Origin of the sequence: Streptomyces sp. LaBMicrA B280 (genome assembly GCF_049222185.1) — a bacterium.
Lineage (GTDB): Bacteria > Actinomycetota > Actinomycetes > Streptomycetales > Streptomycetaceae > Streptomyces > Streptomyces murinus.
Genome location: NZ_JBMJCT010000058.1, coordinates 121,377 through 139,766 on the forward strand (window position 1 = coordinate 121,377; position 18,390 = coordinate 139,766).

The following is an 18,390-nucleotide window of genomic DNA, read 5'->3' on the forward strand; positions in this document are numbered from 1 at the left end:
CTCCGGTACCAGGGTCCAACGTCCCTGTGTGCGGGCGCGGTTGGCGGGGCGCGGGCCGGGGCAGGGATCGGCGGGTCGACGACGGGGGCGCAGGGCACCGCTCCCCCGTCGGACGGCCCACAGGAGTTTGGGACACTCTTTGCGCGGGACACGCAACTGAGGTCCGCCTTCTCCTTGTCTGGCAGGGAGTCGGGCCCGTCAGGGCCGAAGGTACGAGAGAGCGGGGTAGGCAGTGGGACGGCGCAAGGGCAGCATAGGGATCGCACTGGTCACGGGTGCCGTGCTGATGGGTGCGAGCGCCTGCGGCGGCGGCAGTGGCTCCAACACGGTCGGCGGTGACGCGAAGGCGCCGGGCAAGTCGGCCCCGAGCGCCTCCGCTTCGCCGACGAAGCCCGCGGGTCCGCCGATGCTGCTGGACACGATCACCCCGCAGAACGGCACCACCGTGGGCGTGGCCATGCCGATCTCGGTGGTCTTCACCGACCCCGTGGCGGCCAAGGCGCGGGCCACGGTGGAGAAGCACATGAAGGTCAGCACCTCCCAGCCGGTGGCCGGCGCCTGGCACTGGTTCGGCGACAAGCGCGCCGACTGGCGGCCGAAGGACTACTGGCCCTCCGGCACGAAGGTGAAGATCGACGCCGACATGCAGGGCGTCAGCAACGGCGCGGGACGCTACGGCGTGCACGACTACACGCACACCTTCACGATCGGCGACGACGTCCGCGCGGACGTCTCGGTCACCGGCCACACCATGAAGGTGACCCGCGACGGCAAGCTGGTGCGCACCCTGTCCATCAACGCGGGCAGCCCCCAGTACCCGACGTGGAACGGCATCATGGCCGTCATCGACAAGCAGGAGAAGGTCCACATGACCTCCTGCAGCGTCGGCATCAGCTGTGACAAGGGCAGCCCCAACTACTACGACCTCACGCTGCCCTGGGACGTGCACCTGACCCAGAGCGGTACGTACGTCCACTACTCGACCGGTGACCCCACGCCGGGCGGCGGCAGCGCGCGCGGCTCGCACGGCTGCGTCCATCTGTCCCTGTCGGACGCCAAGTGGTTCTACGGGCAGGTCAAGCAGGGCGACCCGGTCACCATCACCGGCTCGTCCCGCGCCAAGGCGGACCCCGACAACGGCTACGCGGACTTCAACCTGGACTGGACCCAGTGGCTCGCGGGCAGCGCCTCCGGGGAGGGCACGACCTCGGCGCTGTGATCCACCGCCGCTCGGCATCCCGGACGGCCCTCGCCGCCGCAAGGCGGCGAGGGCCGTGCTGCGCGTACGGCGGCTCCGAGAAGCCGGATGGGCTACGCCTCCCGCGCACCCCGGCACCGCGCCCGGGCACCGAGCCCCCGATCACGGTGGCTCCAGGGACCGGTTCCTCTCCTGCCGGGCCGCCCACGCGGTCAGTGTCTGGTAGCAGATCTTGCCGGTGGGGCCGAGCGGCATCTCGTCCACCAGCAGCAGGAGTTCGGGGTGTTTCCGGCGGCCCAGGCCACGGGACAGCAGATGTTCGGTGAGGTCGGCAGGCGTGGGCGCCGGTGTGCCGGGGGCCGGGCGGACGCAGGCGCACAGGCGTTCCCCGAGGTCGGGGTCGGGCACCGGGACGCACACCGCCTCGGCGACGCAGGGATGGCCGCCCAGTTCGTGTTCCACCTCGGCGAGGCTGATGTTGAGGCCGCCGCGTACGACGATGCGCTTGAGCCGGCCCAGGACGTGCAGCCTGCCGTGCTCGTCCAGGCGGCCCAGGTCGCCCGTGCGCACCCAGCCGTCGGGGGTGCGGTAACGGGCGTTCAGCTCGGGCGAGTTGACGTAGCACAGGGGCGTCATCGGGCCCAATGCCTCGATCTGGCCGCGCTGTCCGGTGGGCAGCGGGCCGCCGTCGGGGCCGGTGATCCGGATGCGGGCGACCCCGGGGTCGGGGGTGCCGACGCTGTCGCCCGTGGGCCGGCTCTCCCCCGCCGTATGGCAGTTGACGCCGTCCGAGGAGCCGTAGACGGTCACCACCGGGCGGCCGAAGCGGCGGCGGCACGCCTTCGCGACGGCCGGTGGCAGGGCGGCGCCGCTGGAGACGACGGCGCGCAACGACGAGGTGTCCTCGCCCGGCCGGGCCGGAAGGTCGGCGATGCGGCGCAGCATGGTGGGCACCGCGAACAGATGGGTGGGCCGGTGCTCGGCGATCAGTCGCAGCGTGTCCGCCGGGTCGAACCGCGACGGCACGATCAGGGTGCCGCCGAGCACGGCGAGGGTGACCGGGGTGCCGAGGGAGCCGAAGGAGGAGGCCAGCGGGACCAGGACGAGGTGGCGGGGCGGCACCGCGGGGTCCGGGTGCAGGGCGCGGACGTAGCGGGCCCGGCCGCCTGCGAGGGCGTGATGGCTGTAGGCGACCATCTTGGGCTCGGTCTCGGAGCCGGACGACACCAGGATGCGGGCGGGCCCGTAGGGGTCGACGGGCCCCGGCCGCCAGGGCTCGGGGGCTCGGGTCCGGGGCGGGTGCAGGCCGAGCGCGCCGGTGCGGTCCGGGCCGGGGACGTACCGGGTGACCAGGTGGGGCAGGTCCGCGAGCGCCCGGATCTGGTGGGCGGAGGCGAGCACGGCGGCGCGGGCCCGGGAGCGGGCCAGCAGGGCCCGGGTGTCGCGGTCGTCGCCGCCCGGGGGCAGGGGCAGGGCGACCGCGCCGAGCGCGTACACGGCGAGTTCGGCGGCCACCGCGTCGCGTCCGTCGGGCAGCCGCAGCGCGACCACGTCCCCGGCGGCGAGGCCCGATCCGGCGAACAGGGCGGCGACACGGCGGACTTCGGCGCCCAGGGCCGCGTAGGTCAGCGTCCCGGCGGCGTCCACCAGGGCGGCGCGGTCCGGGTGTTCGCGGACCCGGGCGGTGAACAGCGTGTACAGGTCGGTGTCCGGGCACAGGCCCTCGGACACCCAGGCCAGGCGGCGGGCCCGGGGCACCAGGTCGGGGAAGGGCACACCGGCGCGTGAGGTCCACGCCAGGTGTCCGCCCCGGGCCGCGGGGAGGGTGGCGGGGGCGACGGTCATGCGAACTCCCAAGGCGCGTGCGGTCGGGCGTGGCCGATGAGCGGGTCCGGTGGGGCGACGGCCGCCTTGAAGGCGGGGTCGTCGGCCAGGGCGGCCAGGTCGGTGTGGACGGGGGTGGCGGTCAGGCCCGCTTCGGCCAGGCGGTGCGTCCACTCGCCGGTGGTGAGGGCCGACGGGCCGGCGCGGTCCAGCAGCCGGCGCACCGCCTCGGGACGCGCGCGGGCCTCGGGGCCGAGGTACAGATGGCCGTCCGCGGTGCGCACGGGGCGGTCCAGTGCCGTCCAGCGTGCCCGGTGCGCGGGGCGCGGGATCAGGGCGGCGGCGGAGACCAGGCTGGAGTCGACGCGGCCGCCCCGCCCGGTCCCCTCCCGCTGTGCCAGCGCGGCCAGCACGCCCTGGGCGCACACCAGTCCGCCGAGGACGTCGGTGAGGGTCATCAGGGAGGGGGCCGGGGGTTCGTCGGCCGGGCGTACGGCGGCGGCGAGTCCGCTGTGCGCCTGGGCGAGGTAGTCGGTGCCGAGGGGCGGCCGGTCGCCGAGGGTGTCGCCGAAGCCGGAGGCCCAGGCGTACACCAGGGCGGGACGGGCGGACAGCAGGTCGGCGGCGTCCAGGCCGAGCCTGGCGGCCTTGCCGGGGGCCCAGTTGTGCACGAAGGCGTCGGCCTCGGCGGCCAGCGCGCGTACCGTCTCCCGCCCCTGCGCCGTCGTCAGATCGGCCTCGACGACGCGCTTGCCCGCGTTGAGGGCCGTGAACCGGGCCGAGGTGTCCCCGGCCAGCGGGGGCAGCCAGCGCATCGGGTCGCCGCCCGGGGGCTCGATCCGGATCACCTCGGCGCCCAGCATCCCGAGGACGTGTCCGGCGAGGGGGCCCTGCACCCGGCGCGTGGACTCCACCACCCGCAGGCCCGCGAGCGGCAGGGGCGGGACCGGCATATCGGGAGCCGGGTGCGCGGATCCGGACGTCCGGCGCCCGGGAGCCGGGGTGACGGCCGGTGCGGGCAGCCGGTGTTCAGGGTGGGCGGCCGGTGCGGGGGTGAGGCGCCAGGGTTCGGGGTGGACGGCCGGGGCGGGGTCGGTGCCGAGGGTGAGGAGGCTGACGCCGGTGTCGGACGCGGCGGCCACCAGGTCCGGCAGGGTCCGGCGGCGGGCGGCGGCGCGCAGTTCGTCGGGCAACGGGCATACGGCGGTGGCGAACCGCTGCTGGAAGGGCAGCCAGCCGCGGCCCGCGAGGGCGGGCGGGGCGCCGAGCCGGGCCCAGAACTCCCGCCAGGCCAGCGGGTCGAGGGTCTCCAGCTCCACACGGGCGCCGTCGGACGTCTCCAGGGTCGCGAGACCGGCCGCGCACGGCTCCGGCTCCGCCGCCGAGGGCGGGCCGTCACCTTCGCGGGCCGTCGCGGCGGCGAGGTACTGGGCGGCCGCCAGCAGCGCCCCCTGCGCGACCGAGGTCCGCACCGCGCGCAGGTCCAGTCCGCGGGCCCGCCCGAGCCCGGCGGCGGTGACGCCCTGGGCGGCGAGGACCCCGGCCACCACCGAGGCGTAGTCGACGGCGAGCGGGGCCGGGCCGCCGGTGGCCCGGCCGTGGAGGTGCATGAGCCCGCAGGCGGCCTGTACGGCACGCTCGTCCGGCAGTTCCATGCCGACCGGACCGGCCCAGTCGAGCGTGGGGCGCACCTTCGGCACACCCGGTGCGGTGTGCCGGAGCAACCGGTCGGCGACGGCGGCGGCGACCAGCGGCCGTACGGCGGTACGAGGACTCACCTGCCCTCCCCGCCGGGCCGCCGGCCCTGCACCGAGTAGAAGACGCTGGAGGCGGCGCGGAAGCCGGGATCGCGCATCAACTGCCTTACCCGGTCCAGCTCTTCGTCGGTCATGCCCTGCTCCACCAGCCGGTCGCGGAGGTTGCGGGTGTGGTTCGCCTGGAGCCCCAGGCCGGGGTCCTGGGCGTGGCGGACGCCGATGTGCAGATGGACGTCGACGGCGGTCAGTCCCGCCGCGCGCAGGGCGGCGGGCACGGCGCGTCCCCAGTGCGGGTCGCCGCCCGCGGCGCGCATCGCGGCCGACTTGGCCCGCAGGAAGCGGAGGTACAGCGCCTCGGCCGCCGCGTCCGGGGTCAGCAGCGGGGGCTCGTAGGAGGCGTCGATCTCGTCGATCTGGAGCAGTCCGCCGGGCCGCAGGGCGCGTACGAGCCGGGGCAGGACGGCGGCGCGGGAGGGCACGTGCTGGAGCACCAGGCGCGCCACGATCAGGTCGTAGACCGCCTCGGGCAGCGGGTCGCGGGCCACGTCGAGTGCGGCGACCTCCAGTCGCGGGCCGGGGACGAGGTCGCGGGGGTCGCGGTCGGTGGCGAGGACCGAGCCGCCCGGTGCGACCCGCCTCGCCAGCCAGCGGGCGATGCTGCCGCCGCCCGCGCCGATCTCCAGGCAGTGCCAGCCCGGACCGACGCCCGCGGCGGCCAGCCGGGGCAGGGTCACCGGGTCGTAGGCGGCCTCCAGTTGGCGGTGCTGGTCGCGGCTGTGCGCGGTGCCGTTGCCGAAGACCGCGCGGGCGGGGGCCGGCGGTGCCATGCGGGTGGTTCCTTTCATCGAGGGGGTCGGCCGGTCACAACGCGGCCGTGGGAAAAGGGGGTTGACGCGCGAGGCCGGAGGCGCCGTCCGTCAGGTCCAGCGGCCGGTGCCCGCGGGCCCGGTGCCGGTCAGGCGGCGCGCCAGGGCGGCGCGGCGGACCTTGCCGGTGCCGGTGCGGGGCACATCGTCCCAGGTGAGGACGGCCGGTTCACGCAGTGCCGGTAGGCCGTTCGTGGCCTCTTTCCAGGCGCCCGGGTCGAGTCGGCCGTCGGCGGTGATCACGACGGGCAGCGGATCGCCGTCGGCGGCGCCGAGGACGACGCATTCCAGGGCCTCGGGCAGCCGTTCCTCCAGGAGGTCCTCGGTCCGCAGACAGCTCAGGCCGGGCATGCTGTCGACCTCGCGGTCCAGGACGCTGACGCTGCCGTCGCGGTGGTGCACGCCGATGTCACCCGTGGACCACCAGTCGCCGACGCGTTTGGCGTCCCAGCGTTCGTCCTCGGTGAGGTAGCCGAGGGCGAGGGCGGCGGTGCGCACCAGGAGCAGTCCGGGGCGGCCGCGCGGCACGGGGCGCAGGGTGTCCGGGTCGACCGCGCGCAGCCGGGTCCGGCCGGGTACCGGGCGGCCGAGGCGGCGCGCCGTGGTCTCCGCGTCCGGGGCGAGCGTGCCGCGCCGGGTGTGGAAGCGGAAGGTCAGCGGGCCGGTCTCGGTCTGGCCCCACCCTTGCATCCACAGCGGGCGGGGGTGGCGGGTCGCGGTCAGGTAGGCGCGCAGGGCGGGCGGGTGGACGGCGTCGTAGGTGCTGATGTAGAGGCGGACGCGCCGGAAGGGGTGGTCCAGGCGGGTGGTGAGCGGCCGCATCCGCACATAGGTGGCGGGCAGCGCCTCGACGACGGTGGGCGGGTGGGCGCGCAGCAGCGGGTCGGCGGTGTCCGGGTCGTCGCCGGTGAGCAGGACGACCTCGGCGGGCGGGGTCGACAGGACCACCGCCGTCCAGCAGAAGGTCCGGCCGTGGGCGTAGGCGCTGGCGTTGAGCAGGACGTCGTCCCGGCGGATGCCGATGCCCGGGTAGCGCACCGCCTCGAAGCGGGCGAGTTTGTGCACGAGGGTGCGGGTGGAGTGGACGACCAGCTTGGGTACCCCGGTGGTGCCCGAGGTGTGGTGGATGACGAGGGGGTCGCCGTCGGACCGCCGTACCGGTGGGCAAGGCCGGCCCGCGTCCAGGGCGGCGAGGTGGACGGCGCCGGGCGCCTCGGCGTCGAGGGTGACGCGCACCGGTGGGCTCGCGGCCCGGCAGCGGGCGAGCAGCGCGCAGGTGGTGACGAGCGCGGCCGGGCGCAGTCGCTCCAGCAGGGTGCGCAGGGTCTCCGGCTCCAGTCGGGCGGACAGCAGCGCGGGGACGGCGCCGACGCGGACGGCGGCGCAGGCGAGCAGGTCGTAGTCCCAGTGGTTGTCCTTGACGATCGCCACCCGGTCCCCGGGCCGTACTCCGGCGGCGGCGAGCCGGGCGGCGGTGACCCGGACGAGGTCGGCGAGTTCCGGGACGCTCCAGCGGGTTCCGGCGTCCGGGGCGATGTCGAGGGGCCGGTCGAGGTGGAACACGGTGCGGGCGCCGCCCGCCGCGGCCTCGTCGAACAGGGTGCCCATGTCATGCGGTCGCAACGGACTTCTCCAGACGATCGGGGCCGCCCGGGCGGGGCCGGCCGAGCCTGCTCAGGACGCGGGACGCGGCGAGCGCGCCCGCGCGCACGGCGCCCTCGGACGCGGGACGGAGCATCACCCAGTCACCGGCGTACTCCACCGCGCGCACCGGCCGGTCCAGGAAGGCGGCGCGTTCGGCGAGGGCCGCCGGGGTGGCTTCGGGCAGGCCGTCGCGGAAGGTGTGCGCGAAGTGGTGGCGGCGGGCGGCGCCGATGCCGGGGACATAGCGTTCGGCCGCGTGGACCAGCAGGTCGGCGGCCTCGTCCGGGTCGGCGTCCAGGAGTTCGGGAACCTGGCGCGGGGCGGCCACGAGGGTGATGAGGCCGCGGCCTTCGGGGGCGCGGCCGGGGTCCTTGGCGTGGTCCACGACGACGCCGGACAGCAGTTGTTCCTCGGTGGCCGGGGTGAGCAGGATGTGCACCGGGCGGCGCGCGGCCGGGGCGAGCGGGCGGTCCAGCAGGCAGCTGACCTTCAGCATCGGGGTGAAGGTGCAGGCGGTGAGGAACGGCCGTTCGTCGGCGGGGACTTCGGGGCGCAGGGCCAGCGCGGCGGGTGCGGGTACGGCGAGCACCGCGGCCCGCGCCCTGACCTCGCCGTCCTCGCAGCGCAGGACGGCGTGCCCGCCCGCGTCGACCACCTCGCGCACGGTGCGCCCGGTGACCATCTCGGTGTCGGCGGCGAGCCGCCGGGCGAGGAGGTCCATACCGGTGCGGTAGGTGCGCCAGCTGCTCGGGGCACCGGCCTCCAGCAGCAGGCTGACCAGCGGGGCGGCGGCCGAGCGCCCGGTGTCCCAGCCGAAGAAGCAGCCCGCGACCGGCTGGAAGAGGTAGTCGTGCAGATCGCGGTGGTAGCGCGCGCTCGCCTCGCGGACGGTGGTGGCGCCGAGCGGGGTGCGCTCGGGGCGGTCGCCGTCGAAACCGGCGGCGCGGCGGCCGGACCAGGCGGAGAAGGCGGCCAGGTCGCGGCGGGCGCGGACGGACAGTCCGGCCCCTACACGACGCTCTTCCGATTTGGGCGCGGCCGCCGCGCCAGACGGCCACCCCGCCGCCGACCCGGGGCACGTCGGCCGGGGTGACGCCGAGGCGGCGCAGCAGTTCCCAGGTGGCGCGGTAGCCGCGGGAGGCGACCTGTTCGGCGCCCGTGTCCACGGTCCAGCCCTGGTGGCGCAGGCTGCGCATCCGGCCGCCCACGTGCGGGAGTTGCTCGTAGACGCGGACGGAGAGTCCGGCGCGGCGCAGTTCATGGGCTGCGGTCAGTCCGGCGATGCCCGCGCCGACGACGGCGACGTCCAGTTCGGGGGTCATCGGGTGGCCCCCCAGCCGACGAGGACGTTGGCCGCGGTCATCAGGACCACGCCGAGCCGGTGCACCGTGAAGCCGGTCCTTCGGGCCGTCATGATGTCGCCGCGGACGAACCCGGTCAGGTACTGGCGGGTGCGCAGCGCGGTCGCGGGGAGCATCAGCAGCACGAACCACCAGGGGGCCGTGCCGGTGGCCGAGGCGAGCGCGCCGATGAGGAACTCGGCGGCCGACAGCACCCCGATGAAGACGGCGTTGCCCCGCTCGGAGACCAGCGCGGCCACGGTGGGACGGCCCACGGCCCGGTCGCCCTCGACGTCGTTGGTGTTGGAGTAGACCCCGAACATCAGCGGACCGAACCCGAACAGCACCGCCTGCACCATCAGGAAGCCGGCGAACTCCCCCGTCAGCAGCCCGTAGGGGACGATCACGAGCACGGCGCCGAGGGCGACCAGGAACGCCTCCTGGAAACCGTGATAGCTGATCTTCAGACCGTACGAGTACTGGAGTGACACCACGAACAGCGCTCCCGCGGCGACCAGCGCCCACAGCGGGCGGTGCGGGGCGAGCGCGGAGGCGGCCGTCCACAGCAGGGCGCCCGCCATCGCGCAGGTCCAGGCGAAGCGCAGCGCCTGGGGCACCGTCAGCGCCCCGGCGACCAGGGGCTTGCGTGCCTTGCTGCGCAGGGGGTTGTCGGGGCCGTAGTTGGCGAGGTCGCTGCCGTCGCGGAACCCGGTGACGTCGTCCAGGGCGACCATCGCCATCAGGACGGCGATCTCCCCGACCAGGAACAGCGCCAGCACCAGCGCCTTGCGGGCGGTGAAGGCGTCGAGCGGGAACAGGGCGGCGGCCAGGGCGAGGAAGACGCCGAGGTAGTAGTCGTACACGTCCAGCTTGCCGAGCCGCGCGTAGGTGCGCAGCCTGCCGGGAGCGTGGGTGGCGGCCGTGGGACGGCCGGCCACGATGCTGTCGGTCATGGAGCCTTTTCAGGTCGGTCTGTCGGAGGGGTGGTCGGCGCCCGAGGGGGGCGGGGCGCGCGGGGATGGGTGATCTGGGGTGGGCGGGCCGGGGGGTGCGGGCGGGGGTGCGGTACGGGCCGTACCCGGCACCCCTGGGTGTCGCCGGTGCCCGCGGCCGACCGTGTGCCGGCAGCGGGGGGACCGGCGCTGCGTACCGGTGGCCGCCGTCCGTCAGCCGTGCGCCCTGGCGAAGGCGCACACGAGATCGGCCACCTGCCGGACCTGGGCGTCGGTCAGCAAGTGGTGCACCGGCAGCGCCAGATGGCGGCGGGCCGCCTCCTGCGCGGCGGGCCAGTGGACGCCGGGTGGCGCGTACGGGGCGAAGGCGGGGTGCGCGGGCAGGGGGCTCGGGTAGTAGACATGGCTGGCCACGCCGTGCTCGGCCAGCCGGGCCGCGAGGGCGTCCCGGGCGTCGGCGAGGACCGTGTACACGTAGAAGCAGCGGCCGTCGCGGTCGCGCGGCGGCGGGGTCACACCGCGGTCGGCGAGCGGGGTGAAGCGCTCGGTGTAGTACGCGGCGATCTCGGCCCGGCGGGCGAGGCGCGCCGGGAAACCGGCGTAGCGGTGCGTCTGGAAGGCCGCCTGGATCTCGTCGAAGCGGCTGTTGACGCCGACCGCGTGGTGGACGAACCGCCGCCCGGGCCGCTGGCCGTGGTTGCGCAGCACCCGCACCCGCTCGCCGAGCGCCGGGTCCCGGGTGATCACCACGCCGCCCTCGCCCGGCATGCCGCACGTCTTGACCTGCACGAAGGAGTAGACGCCCGCCTCGCCCCACAGCCCGGCCGGCACTCCGCGCAGCACGCCGCCCTGGGCGACCGCCGAGTCCTCCACCAGGCGCAGCCCGTGCCGCCGGGCCAGCTCGGCGAAGCGGGGCATGTCGGCCATCACGGAGAACATATGGGCAGGCATCACCGCCCTGGTCCGCTCGGTGACGAGCCGTTCGGCGGCGTCCGGGTCCATGGTCATGGTGTCCGGGCGGATGTCGGCGAAGACCGGGACGGCCCCGACGGCGACGACCGAGGAGGCCAGGGGCGCGCAGCCGAAGGCGGGGACGATCACCTCGTCGCCGGGGCCGATGTCCATGGCCCGCAGCACAAGCGAGAGCGCGGAGGTGCCGCTGGAGCAGGCGACCACGTCGGCGGCGCCGAGGTCGGCGCGCAGCAGTTCCTCGAAGGCGGCGGTGCGTGCGCCCAGGATGAAACGTTGCTCCGGATCGAGGCCCACCTCCCGGACCAGGCCGATCAGTTCGGCGCGGTCGGCCTCGAACAGGGCGGGCGGGAAGAAGGGGACGGCGGTGGCGGGTGTCGTGGTCATGCGGTGGTCCTCGTCGTGGCGAGGAAGGAGCCGATGGTGTCGCAGACGCGGTCCAGGTCGCCGGGGGGCAGATCGGGGTGGAAGGGCAGGGCCACGGCGCGGCGGGCGGCGGCCTCCGCGTGCGGGAAGTCGCCGGGCCGGTGGCCGAGGTGGCCGAAGACGGGCTGGTGGGGCAGCGGCAGCGGGTAGTAGACCTCGGTGCCGATGCCCTGGCGTTCGAGGTGGTCGACCAGGGCGTCGCGGTGCTCGGTCTCGATCAGATAGACGTAGTGCACGTCGCGGTCGTCCGGGGTCCGGGCGAGGGCCCGCGGCAGGCGGAGGATGCCGGGCAGGTCCCGCAGCCGGGCGGTGTAGGCGGCGGCCAGTTCGGCGCGGCGCGCGATGTGCTCCTCCAGGAGGGGCAGTTTGGCGAGCAGGACGGCCGCCTGGATGTCGTCCATCTTGCTGTTCGCGCCCGGCAGCGCGCTCTCGGTGGAGATGGCCGGGAAGTCGTTCAGCGTACGGCCGCCCCTGCCGTGGTGGCGCAGGGCCGCGACGGTGTCCGCGATCTCCGGGTCGTCGGTGAGGACGGCTCCGGCGTCGCCGATCGCGCCGAGCGTCTTCGAGGGGAAGAACGACAGGACGCCGCCCCGGCCGTGCAGTCCCGCGTGCACCCCGCCCCGCCGCATGCCGATCGCCTCGGCGCTGTCCTCGACGACGGTCAGGCCGTGCCGCCGGGCGACGGCGCCGACGGCCGCCATGTCCGCCATGGTGTGGAACAGATGCACCGGCATCACGAACCGGCTGCGGGAGGTGACGGCGGCGGCGAGCGCCTCGGGGTCCAGCGCGTACGTGCGCGGGTCGATGTCCACGAACTGCGGGCGCCCGCCCGCGAGTACGACGGCCGAGGCGGTGGCGAAGAACGAGTACGCCGGCACCAGGACCCCGTCACCGGGCCGCAGCCCGCAGGCGCGCAGCAGCAGCACCAGCGCGTCGGTACCGCTGTTGACGCCGATCACATGGCGGGCTCCGGTGTAGTGCGCGAGTTCCGACTCGAGTTGCCCGACCTGTTTTCCATGGCTGAATTTGCCGCTGTCGAAAACGTCACCCAACGCCTTTTCGATGGACGGCCACAATTGTTCGAAAATGGCGGCCTGGGAGAAGAAGGGAATCGATTCGGCCGTCCCCGGAGGGGTCGGCGTCACGCCCCCGGCCGGCGTCCGAAGCTGTCCACTGGAAGGCAAACTCTCATCCGTCCCGTCGTTTCTGTTAAACGGCCACGCTAGTCGGATCTTCCCGCAGACGGAGAAAGGAAAGGATCATCTTCACACTTTGTGGGTAACGCCGTTCCGGTTCGCTTGACCCTTTCCTCGCCGAACGGCAATAGTCGGGCGGCGCGCCGGAGTTGTGCGCGCCGCCCGGCGAACCGGGCGTCCCGCGAATGCCGTTCGCCTCTCGCTCCCTCTCTCCCCAGGAGGCCCTGTGCTGCAGCCCCTCGTGGTCGGGCTCGGCCGCTCCGGATCCGGACTGCATCTGAAGACCCTCGCCCGGCTGGCCCGGCGCACCGCGGCCACGGGCGATCCCCTCCTCGCCCTGCCCGTGGTCGGCTGCGACCCGCGCGCCGAGGCACGGGAGAGCGCGGGCGCGCCCGGTGACCTCACGGCCGTCGGCACACTGGACGAGGCCCTGGCCCGGATCGACCCCGCCACGGCGGTGGCCCATGTGTGCACCCCGCCCCGGCTGCGGTACGACGTGATCGCGCGGCTGGCCGGACACGGGGTGCGGCGGTTCGTCGTGGAGAAGCCCCTCGCCGCGTCCTTGGGTGAACTCGACGCCCTGGTACGGCTTCGCGAGCGGGCCGACCTGGACGTGGTGGTCGTCTCGCACTGGACCGGCTCCCGGCTCACCGGCCGACTGCGGCGGCTGGTCCGCGACGAGCCGCTCGGCCCCCTGCGCCGTATCACCGTGGACCAGCACAAGCCCCGCTTCCTGCGCTCGCTGACCACCGACGGGCACCCGACCGCGCTGGACGTGGAGATCCCCCACTCCCTGGCGCTCGCCCTGGACCTGGCCGGTCCGGCCGAACTCCGGGCGGCACGCGGCTGGGACCTGCGCTGCGCGGACCGGGTGCTGCCCGGCCTCGGTGGTGCCCACGTAGAGCTGGATCACCGGTCCGGGGTGACGACCCTGCTGCGCTCCGATCTCGGCGCGGCGGTCCGGCAGCGCAGCGTGGTCTGCGCGTTCGAGGACGGCACGGCCACGGCGCACTTCCCGCTGAGCGAGGACGACGACCACGCCCAGCTCATCGTCCACGGCCCGGGCCCCGAGGCCGAGCACCATGTCTTCCGCGACGACGCCCTGACCGACTTCCTGGAGGGCGCCTACCGGGGCTTCGCCGCGGGGGCGGCCGGTGCCATGAACTTCGCGCTCGCGTGCGCGACGGCACGGCTGCTGTGCGTGGCGCGCGAGCGCTGTGCCGTCGTGGCACGGCCGGACACCGTGCCGCCAACTGCCGTGACACCAGCCGCCGTAGCCCCAACTCCACTACCGGAGGGCGGAGTTCACCAGGCCCATGCCGGGAGCCGCTGACATGCCTCCGGAACACCTCGGCACCCCCCTCTTTGGACCGCTGACCGGCATCGGGGACGAGGCCGCGCCCGGCGCGGACGGTCAACTGGCCGCGCTACGACGGCTGGGCTGGAACTCCGTCGAGCTGCGCGATGTCGACGGCACCGCGCTCGCCGACCTCTCCCCCACCGCGTTCGAGGCGCTCGCCCGGCGCCTCGCGGACGAGGGCGTCACCGTGGTCGCCGTGGCGTCCCGGATCGGGAACTGGTCGCGTCCGGTCACCGGCGACATCGGCCCGGACCTCGCCGAACTCGATGTGCTGGCCGAGCGGTGCGCCGCCCTCGGCTGCCGACTGCTGCGGATCATGTCGTACCCCAACGACGGCCTGCCGGAAGGGGAATGGGCCGACCGCGTGCTGACCCGCACCGCCGTCCTCGCGGACCGTGCCGCGCGGGCGGGCCTGGTGCTGGCGCACGAGAACTGCGCGGGCTGGGCCGGGGACCGTGCCGACCGGGCGCTGCGCCTGCTGCGCGCCGTCGACAGCCCCGCCCTGCGGCTGCTGTTCGACACCGGCAACGGCGTCCCCCACGGGTACGACGCCCCGGCCATGCTGCGCGACCTCGCGCCGTACGTGGAACACGTGCACATCAAGGACGCCGTGCGCCTGCCGGACGGCTCCACCGCCTACACGCTGCCCGGTGAGGGCGCCGCCGGGGTGGCCGAGTGCCTGCGGATCCTGGCCGCCCACGGCTACCGGGGGGCGCTCTCCCTCGAACCGCATCTCGCCGTACGGCCCCACGAGGGCCTGACCCGGGCCGGTGCGGACGCCGCCGATCTCTTCGTACGGGCCGGACAGTCGCTCGTCGCGCTGCTGCGGGACCTCGGGGACGGCCCGGCGTGAGCGCGCTGTTCACCGACCGGTACCGCCGGCTCCTCCTCGATCTGCTGCGCCTGCCGAGCGTCAGCCCGCTGGAGACCGGCCCGGACGACCCGCCGTCCCGGCTGCCGGAGCTCCTGGAGCGGTACGCGGCGGCCGCCGCCGAGGCCGGGTTCCCCACGGTACGGCTCGCCGCGCCGCCCGCCGACTGCCTGGACAGGCCCGGCGTACCGGCCACGGTGCGCGCCGCCGCCCGGGACCCGCGCTTCCTCGCCGCTCAGCCCAGTCTGCTGCTGCGCCTGGGACCCGAACGCGCCCGCGCGGACACGGTGATGTTCAACGTGCACCTGGACACCGTCGCCGGTCACACCCCGCCGGAATGGGACGGCACCCGGTTCACCGGGCGGGGCGCGGTCGACGCCAAGGGGCCCGCGGTCGCCCTGCTCGCCGGGCTGGCGGCCGCCGCCGGACATCCCGCGGTCGGGCGGGACGTCACTGTTCTGGTCCAGGCCGTCGCCGGGGAGGAGGGCGGCGCGCTCGGCACCTATGGCACCCGGCCGCTGCTGGAGGCCGGGCACCACGGGCGGCTCAATGTGTTCTGCGAGCCGACCGGGCTGCGCGCGCTGCCCCGGGCGACCGCCGCCATGACCGCGCGGATCACCGTGGTCGGCGCGGACGCGGTGGACGACCACCCGGACGCCGGGCACAACGCGACCGTGCTGCTCGGCTTCCTCGCCCAGCATCTCGCCGCCCGCCTGGACGGGGCCGTGCCCGGTGCCCGGGTGTGTGTCGCCGGGCTGCACACCGGACACACCCACAACCGCGTCCACGGCACGGGCACCCTGCTGCTGAACCTGTCGTACCGCACCACCGCCGACGGCGACCTGCTGAAGACCGCGGTCGCCCGTCAGCTCGCCGACGGCCTCGACCGCTTCACCGAACTGTTCGGCGCGGCACGAGAGTTCGCCCGCACCGCGCGGGACGCGGCCCGCGTCACCCGGCTCGGCTGGGACAAGCAGGGGCTGCCCGCGCTGGACAACCGCGACCCATGGGCCGAGGCGCTCCTGGCCCGGGCGGGCGCCCGGCCCCCGGCCGACGACCCCGGCTTCACCTGCGACGCCGTCTGGGCGGCGGGCCTGGCGGACGCGTTCACCGTGGTGCTGGGCCCCGGCGATCTCGCCGCCAACCGCGCGCACGCGCCGGGCGAGTTCGTGGACCTCGCCGACCTGGAGGACTTCGCCCGGGTGGTACGGCGGCTCGTCACGTCCTTCGCGGACGGGGAGCGTCCGGCGGTGGCGCGAGCCGGCCGCCGGGCCACCGGCCCGCGATGAGCCGCTCCGAAGAGAACCGACCCGTACGAGAACCGACCCCCATCCCCTAAGGAATCCGGATGACGGCACCCCCCGCCCCCCGAGCCGCGACCGGGCGCACCCCCGTCCTGGTCGACCACGCCGAGCTGCACACCGCGCTCACCGACCTGTTCACCGGCCATGGCATCCCGGCCGCGCGGGCCCGGCTCGCCGCGGACGCGCTCTGCCACGGCGATCTGACCGGGCTCGACTCCCACGGTGTGTTCAACCTCGGCCGCCTCTATGTGCCGTTGCTCGCCACCGGCCGCTGCGATCCCCGCGCCGAACCGGAGACCGTCACGGACCTGGGCGCCTGCGCGGTCGTGGACGCCCGCCGGGCGCTCGGCCTGTGGGCGGCGGCCGAGGCCATGGACGACGCCGTGGCGCGGGCCTCCCGGCACGGGATCGGCCTGGTGTCGGTCCGCGGCGCGACTCATTTCGGGTGCGCCGGTTTCCACGCGGCGCGCGCCGCGCACGCCGGGATGATCGGTGTGGTCGCGAGCAACTGCGGTGGCCAGCGCATCGCACGGCCCCCGGGCGGCGCGGTCGCGATGCTCGGCACCAACCCGCTCAGCGTCGCCGCGCCCGCCCTCGACGGGCATCCCTTCCTGCTGGACATGAGCACCACGGTCGCACCCACCGGAAAGGTGCGGGTCGCCGCCCGGCGCGGCGAGCCGGTGCCCGCGGGCTGGCTGGAGGACGCGGCGGGCGAGCCGGTGACCGACCCGGCCGCCTTCGACCGCGGCGAGGCGTTCCTGCGCTGGCTCGGCGGGAGCGCGCGGACCGGCGTCCACAAGGGCTTCGGGCTCGGCATCGCCGTGGAGCTGCTGGCCGCCGTGGTCTCCGGCGCGGCCGTGGGGCCCGCCCCCGCGGCGCTGGAAGGGGACGGCCGGCCGCACGGCAGCGACGACGACATCGGCTTCTTCCTCCTCGCCGTCGCCCCGGGCGTGCTGCGTCCCGGCGCGGACATCGCGGGCACGACCCGGTCCCTGTTCGGCGCGCTCACCGACTGCCCGCCGCTGCGCGACGGCGAACCGGTGCGCTATCCGGGCTGGTGGGAGGCGGAACTCGCGGCCGAACGCCGCCGCGACGGCATCCCGCTGCCGCCGCACCTGTACGAGGAGCTGGCCCGGCTCGGGCTGTTCGGGGGGCGCCGATGAACCGGCCGCTGCGCCTCGGGGTCATCGGCCTCGGCGCCATCTCCCCCTACTATCTGGCCGCCGCCGACCGGCTCCCCGAGTGGGAGCTGACCGCCGTGTGCGACGCCCGCGCGGAGACCCTGGAGGCGTTCTCCGGTCCTGCGGCGCGTTTCACCGACCATCGGGTGCTGCTGGCCGAGGGCCGGCCGGACGCCTTGGTCGTGGCCGTCCCCAATGATGTCCATCTGCCCGTGTGCCGGGACGCGTTGCGCGCCGGGGTCCCGGTGTGCGTGGAGAAGCCGCTGGCCCTGACCGCGGCCGAGGGGCGCCTGCTGGTGGAGTTGGCGCGCGCGGGTGAGGTCCCGCTGATGACGGCGTTCCACCGCCGCTACAACACGGCCGTCCGCGAACTGGCGGACCGGATCGCGGGCCGGGAGATCCGTTCGGTCCGGGTGCGCTACCTGGAGCGCATCGAGGAGCATCTCGGCGGCGAGGACTGGTACTTGGAACCCGATCGCTGCGGTGGGGGCTGTCTGGCCGACAACGGTCCCAACGCCTTCGACCTGGTACGGCTGCTGCTCGGCGACCTCACCGTCACCGGGTGCGCGATCGAACGCGACGGCCGGGGCATCGATCGCCGGGCGGTGATCCGGCTGCGCGGCCGTGGCGGGGCGATGGCATCGGTCGAGCTTGACTGGTCGTACCCCGGTGAACTCAAGGACATCGAGGTGGAGTTGGCGGACGGGGAGGTGCTGGGCGCGGACATGCTGGCCGGGCACACCGCGTTCAAGGGGTCGCTCTGGCATGAGTACGAGGCGATTCTCGGCGAGTTCGCGCAGCTCGTGGCCGGGCGCGGCACGGCCGACGCGGGGGCGCATGGCGGGCTGGGCGCGCTGGAGTTGGTGGAGGCTGCCTACGGCCGCGCCCTGTCCGCCGCGCACGGGGTGGGGCGGTGAACCCGGCGGAGGACGGCCCGAAGCGGGTGGTGCGCGGCACCCTGGTGAAGGTGCTGGTGCACCGGCGCACGGACCGGGGCATGCGGGTGGCGGAGCACGCGGCGCGCTGTGTACGCCGCGGTGAGGTGCACGAGTTGGTCAGCACGGACCAGTGGGAGCCGTACCCCGGTGCCCGGATCGACCGGGTGGGCTTCCTCGGCTTCGTGGAGCTGGGGTGCGGCGGGGTGATCGACCGGGGTGACCTGGTGTGTGTCGGGGACACGGTGGTCGGCACGGTGCTCGGTTTCGACGCCTGCCATCTGCCGAACCACTACAACATCCTGATCCATGCCGAGTGTTCGGTCAGCGGCCGTGATCTGGAGCTGCTGCCCGAGCAGGCCGTCACCTTCACCCAGGGTCCTGGCCTCCCTCAGGGTTCCTGACCGCGCGAGTGGGCCCCTGTACCCGGAGTCGGGTGCAGGGGCCCCTGCGTGGCCGGACCCGTACGGGTCCGGCGTCCGCCTCCTCACCGGTGTCGTCGCGCACGCGGTGGCGCCGGCCGCTGAGCCCGGCGGCGCCACCCCGTGTCACCGGGGGCGGTCCGG

General features: G+C 75.2%; 15 protein-coding genes. 7 read left to right on the forward strand and 8 right to left on the reverse strand.

The window, feature by feature from the left end; translation table 11 throughout:
- Positions 1 to 286 precede the first annotated feature (286 nt).
- Entirely contained in the window at positions 287 to 1,219 is a 933-nt protein-coding gene (locus ACLF5H_RS32095; RefSeq protein ID WP_421679527.1) for a L,D-transpeptidase, read from the forward strand.
- A gap of 141 nt (positions 1,220 to 1,360) precedes the next feature.
- Here ACLF5H_RS32095 and ACLF5H_RS32100 read toward each other — a convergent pair whose 3' ends face one another.
- From ACLF5H_RS32100 to ACLF5H_RS32135, 8 genes are all read right to left on the reverse strand, one after another.
- Positions 1,361 to 3,043, reverse strand: coding sequence for a class I adenylate-forming enzyme family protein (locus ACLF5H_RS32100; RefSeq protein WP_421679528.1), 1,683 nt, complete (start codon positions 3,041 to 3,043; stop codon positions 1,361 to 1,363).
- Positions 3,040 to 4,800 carry a CoA transferase gene (locus ACLF5H_RS32105; RefSeq protein ID WP_421679529.1) on the reverse strand — a complete coding sequence of 587 codons (1,761 nt, stop codon included), beginning with the start codon at positions 4,798 to 4,800 and terminating at the stop codon, positions 3,040 to 3,042. The genes ACLF5H_RS32100 and ACLF5H_RS32105 overlap by 4 nt, the downstream gene beginning before the upstream one ends.
- A complete protein-coding gene (locus tag ACLF5H_RS32110) occupies positions 4,797 to 5,606 on the reverse strand; it encodes a class I SAM-dependent methyltransferase (protein ID WP_421679530.1) in 810 nt (269 codons plus the stop codon). Before ACLF5H_RS32110 ends, ACLF5H_RS32105 begins: the two co-directional genes overlap by 4 nt.
- 90 nt (positions 5,607 to 5,696) lie before the next feature.
- Positions 5,697 to 7,268 (reverse strand): class I adenylate-forming enzyme family protein, encoded by a 1,572-nt coding sequence (locus ACLF5H_RS32115; RefSeq protein WP_421679531.1) that lies wholly within the window; start codon positions 7,266 to 7,268, stop codon positions 5,697 to 5,699.
- Between the two features lie 122 nt (positions 7,269 to 7,390).
- Positions 7,391 to 8,611: an FAD-dependent oxidoreductase gene (locus ACLF5H_RS32120; protein WP_421679674.1), complete on the reverse strand. Its 1,221-nt coding sequence runs from the start codon at positions 8,609 to 8,611 to the stop codon at positions 7,391 to 7,393.
- Positions 8,608 to 9,582 carry a UbiA family prenyltransferase gene (locus ACLF5H_RS32125; protein ID WP_421679532.1) on the reverse strand — a complete coding sequence of 325 codons (975 nt, stop codon included), beginning with the start codon at positions 9,580 to 9,582 and terminating at the stop codon, positions 8,608 to 8,610. Before ACLF5H_RS32125 ends, ACLF5H_RS32120 begins: the two co-directional genes overlap by 4 nt.
- A 213-nt stretch (positions 9,583 to 9,795) precedes the next feature.
- Positions 9,796 to 10,938, reverse strand: coding sequence for a DegT/DnrJ/EryC1/StrS family aminotransferase (locus ACLF5H_RS32130; protein WP_421679533.1), 1,143 nt, complete (start codon positions 10,936 to 10,938; stop codon positions 9,796 to 9,798).
- Complete coding sequence (locus ACLF5H_RS32135) at positions 10,935 to 12,029, reverse strand: DegT/DnrJ/EryC1/StrS family aminotransferase (protein ID WP_421679534.1); 1,095 nt, start codon at positions 12,027 to 12,029, stop codon at positions 10,935 to 10,937. The genes ACLF5H_RS32130 and ACLF5H_RS32135 overlap by 4 nt, the downstream gene beginning before the upstream one ends.
- A 370-nt stretch (positions 12,030 to 12,399) precedes the next feature.
- Between ACLF5H_RS32135 and ACLF5H_RS32140 the strand changes: the two genes are divergently transcribed.
- From ACLF5H_RS32140 to ACLF5H_RS32165, 6 genes are read left to right on the forward strand one after another with little or no spacing between them, the layout of a single operon-like run.
- Positions 12,400 to 13,506 carry a Gfo/Idh/MocA family oxidoreductase gene (locus tag ACLF5H_RS32140; protein ID WP_421679535.1) on the forward strand — a complete coding sequence of 369 codons (1,107 nt, stop codon included), beginning with the start codon at positions 12,400 to 12,402 and terminating at the stop codon, positions 13,504 to 13,506.
- A 1-nt stretch (position 13,507) separates the two neighbouring features.
- Positions 13,508 to 14,386, forward strand: a complete 879-nt coding sequence (locus tag ACLF5H_RS32145) for a sugar phosphate isomerase/epimerase family protein (protein WP_421679536.1) — start codon at positions 13,508 to 13,510, stop codon at positions 14,384 to 14,386.
- Entirely contained in the window at positions 14,383 to 15,693 is a 1,311-nt protein-coding gene (locus ACLF5H_RS32150; RefSeq protein WP_421679537.1) for a M20/M25/M40 family metallo-hydrolase, read from the forward strand. Before ACLF5H_RS32145 ends, ACLF5H_RS32150 begins: the two co-directional genes overlap by 4 nt.
- Positions 15,694 to 15,752: 59 nt before the next feature.
- Positions 15,753 to 16,871, forward strand: a complete 1,119-nt coding sequence (locus tag ACLF5H_RS32155) for an Ldh family oxidoreductase (RefSeq protein WP_421679538.1) — start codon at positions 15,753 to 15,755, stop codon at positions 16,869 to 16,871.
- Complete coding sequence (locus ACLF5H_RS32160; protein WP_421679539.1) at positions 16,868 to 17,806, forward strand: Gfo/Idh/MocA family protein; 939 nt, start codon at positions 16,868 to 16,870, stop codon at positions 17,804 to 17,806. The genes ACLF5H_RS32155 and ACLF5H_RS32160 overlap by 4 nt, the downstream gene beginning before the upstream one ends.
- A complete protein-coding gene (locus ACLF5H_RS32165) occupies positions 17,803 to 18,228 on the forward strand; it encodes a DUF6917 domain-containing protein (RefSeq protein WP_421679540.1) in 426 nt (141 codons plus the stop codon). The genes ACLF5H_RS32160 and ACLF5H_RS32165 overlap by 4 nt, the downstream gene beginning before the upstream one ends.
- Positions 18,229 to 18,390 lie beyond the last annotated feature (162 nt).

What these genes read in the sequence shown, in the direction of transcription:
- ACLF5H_RS32095 (WP_421679527.1), top strand. Translation starts at nt 287, where the DNA reads ATGGGTGCGAGCGCCTGCGGCGGCGGCAGTGGCTCCAACACGGTCGGC.
- ACLF5H_RS32100 (WP_421679528.1), bottom strand. Translation starts at nt 3,043, where the DNA reads ATGACCGTCGCCCCCGCCACCCTCCCCGCGGCCCGGGGCGGACACCTG.
- ACLF5H_RS32110 (WP_421679530.1), bottom strand. Translation starts at nt 5,606, where the DNA reads ATGGCACCGCCGGCCCCCGCCCGCGCGGTCTTCGGCAACGGCACCGCG.
- ACLF5H_RS32120 (WP_421679674.1), bottom strand. Translation starts at nt 8,611, where the DNA reads ATGACCCCCGAACTGGACGTCGCCGTCGTCGGCGCGGGCATCGCCGGA.
- ACLF5H_RS32125 (WP_421679532.1), bottom strand. Translation starts at nt 9,582, where the DNA reads ATGACCGACAGCATCGTGGCCGGCCGTCCCACGGCCGCCACCCACGCT.
- ACLF5H_RS32130 (WP_421679533.1), bottom strand. Translation starts at nt 10,938, where the DNA reads ATGACCACGACACCCGCCACCGCCGTCCCCTTCTTCCCGCCCGCCCTG.
- ACLF5H_RS32145 (WP_421679536.1), top strand. Translation starts at nt 13,508, where the DNA reads ATGCCTCCGGAACACCTCGGCACCCCCCTCTTTGGACCGCTGACCGGC.
- ACLF5H_RS32155 (WP_421679538.1), top strand. Translation starts at nt 15,753, where the DNA reads ATGACGGCACCCCCCGCCCCCCGAGCCGCGACCGGGCGCACCCCCGTC.
- ACLF5H_RS32160 (WP_421679539.1), top strand. Translation starts at nt 16,868, where the DNA reads ATGAACCGGCCGCTGCGCCTCGGGGTCATCGGCCTCGGCGCCATCTCC.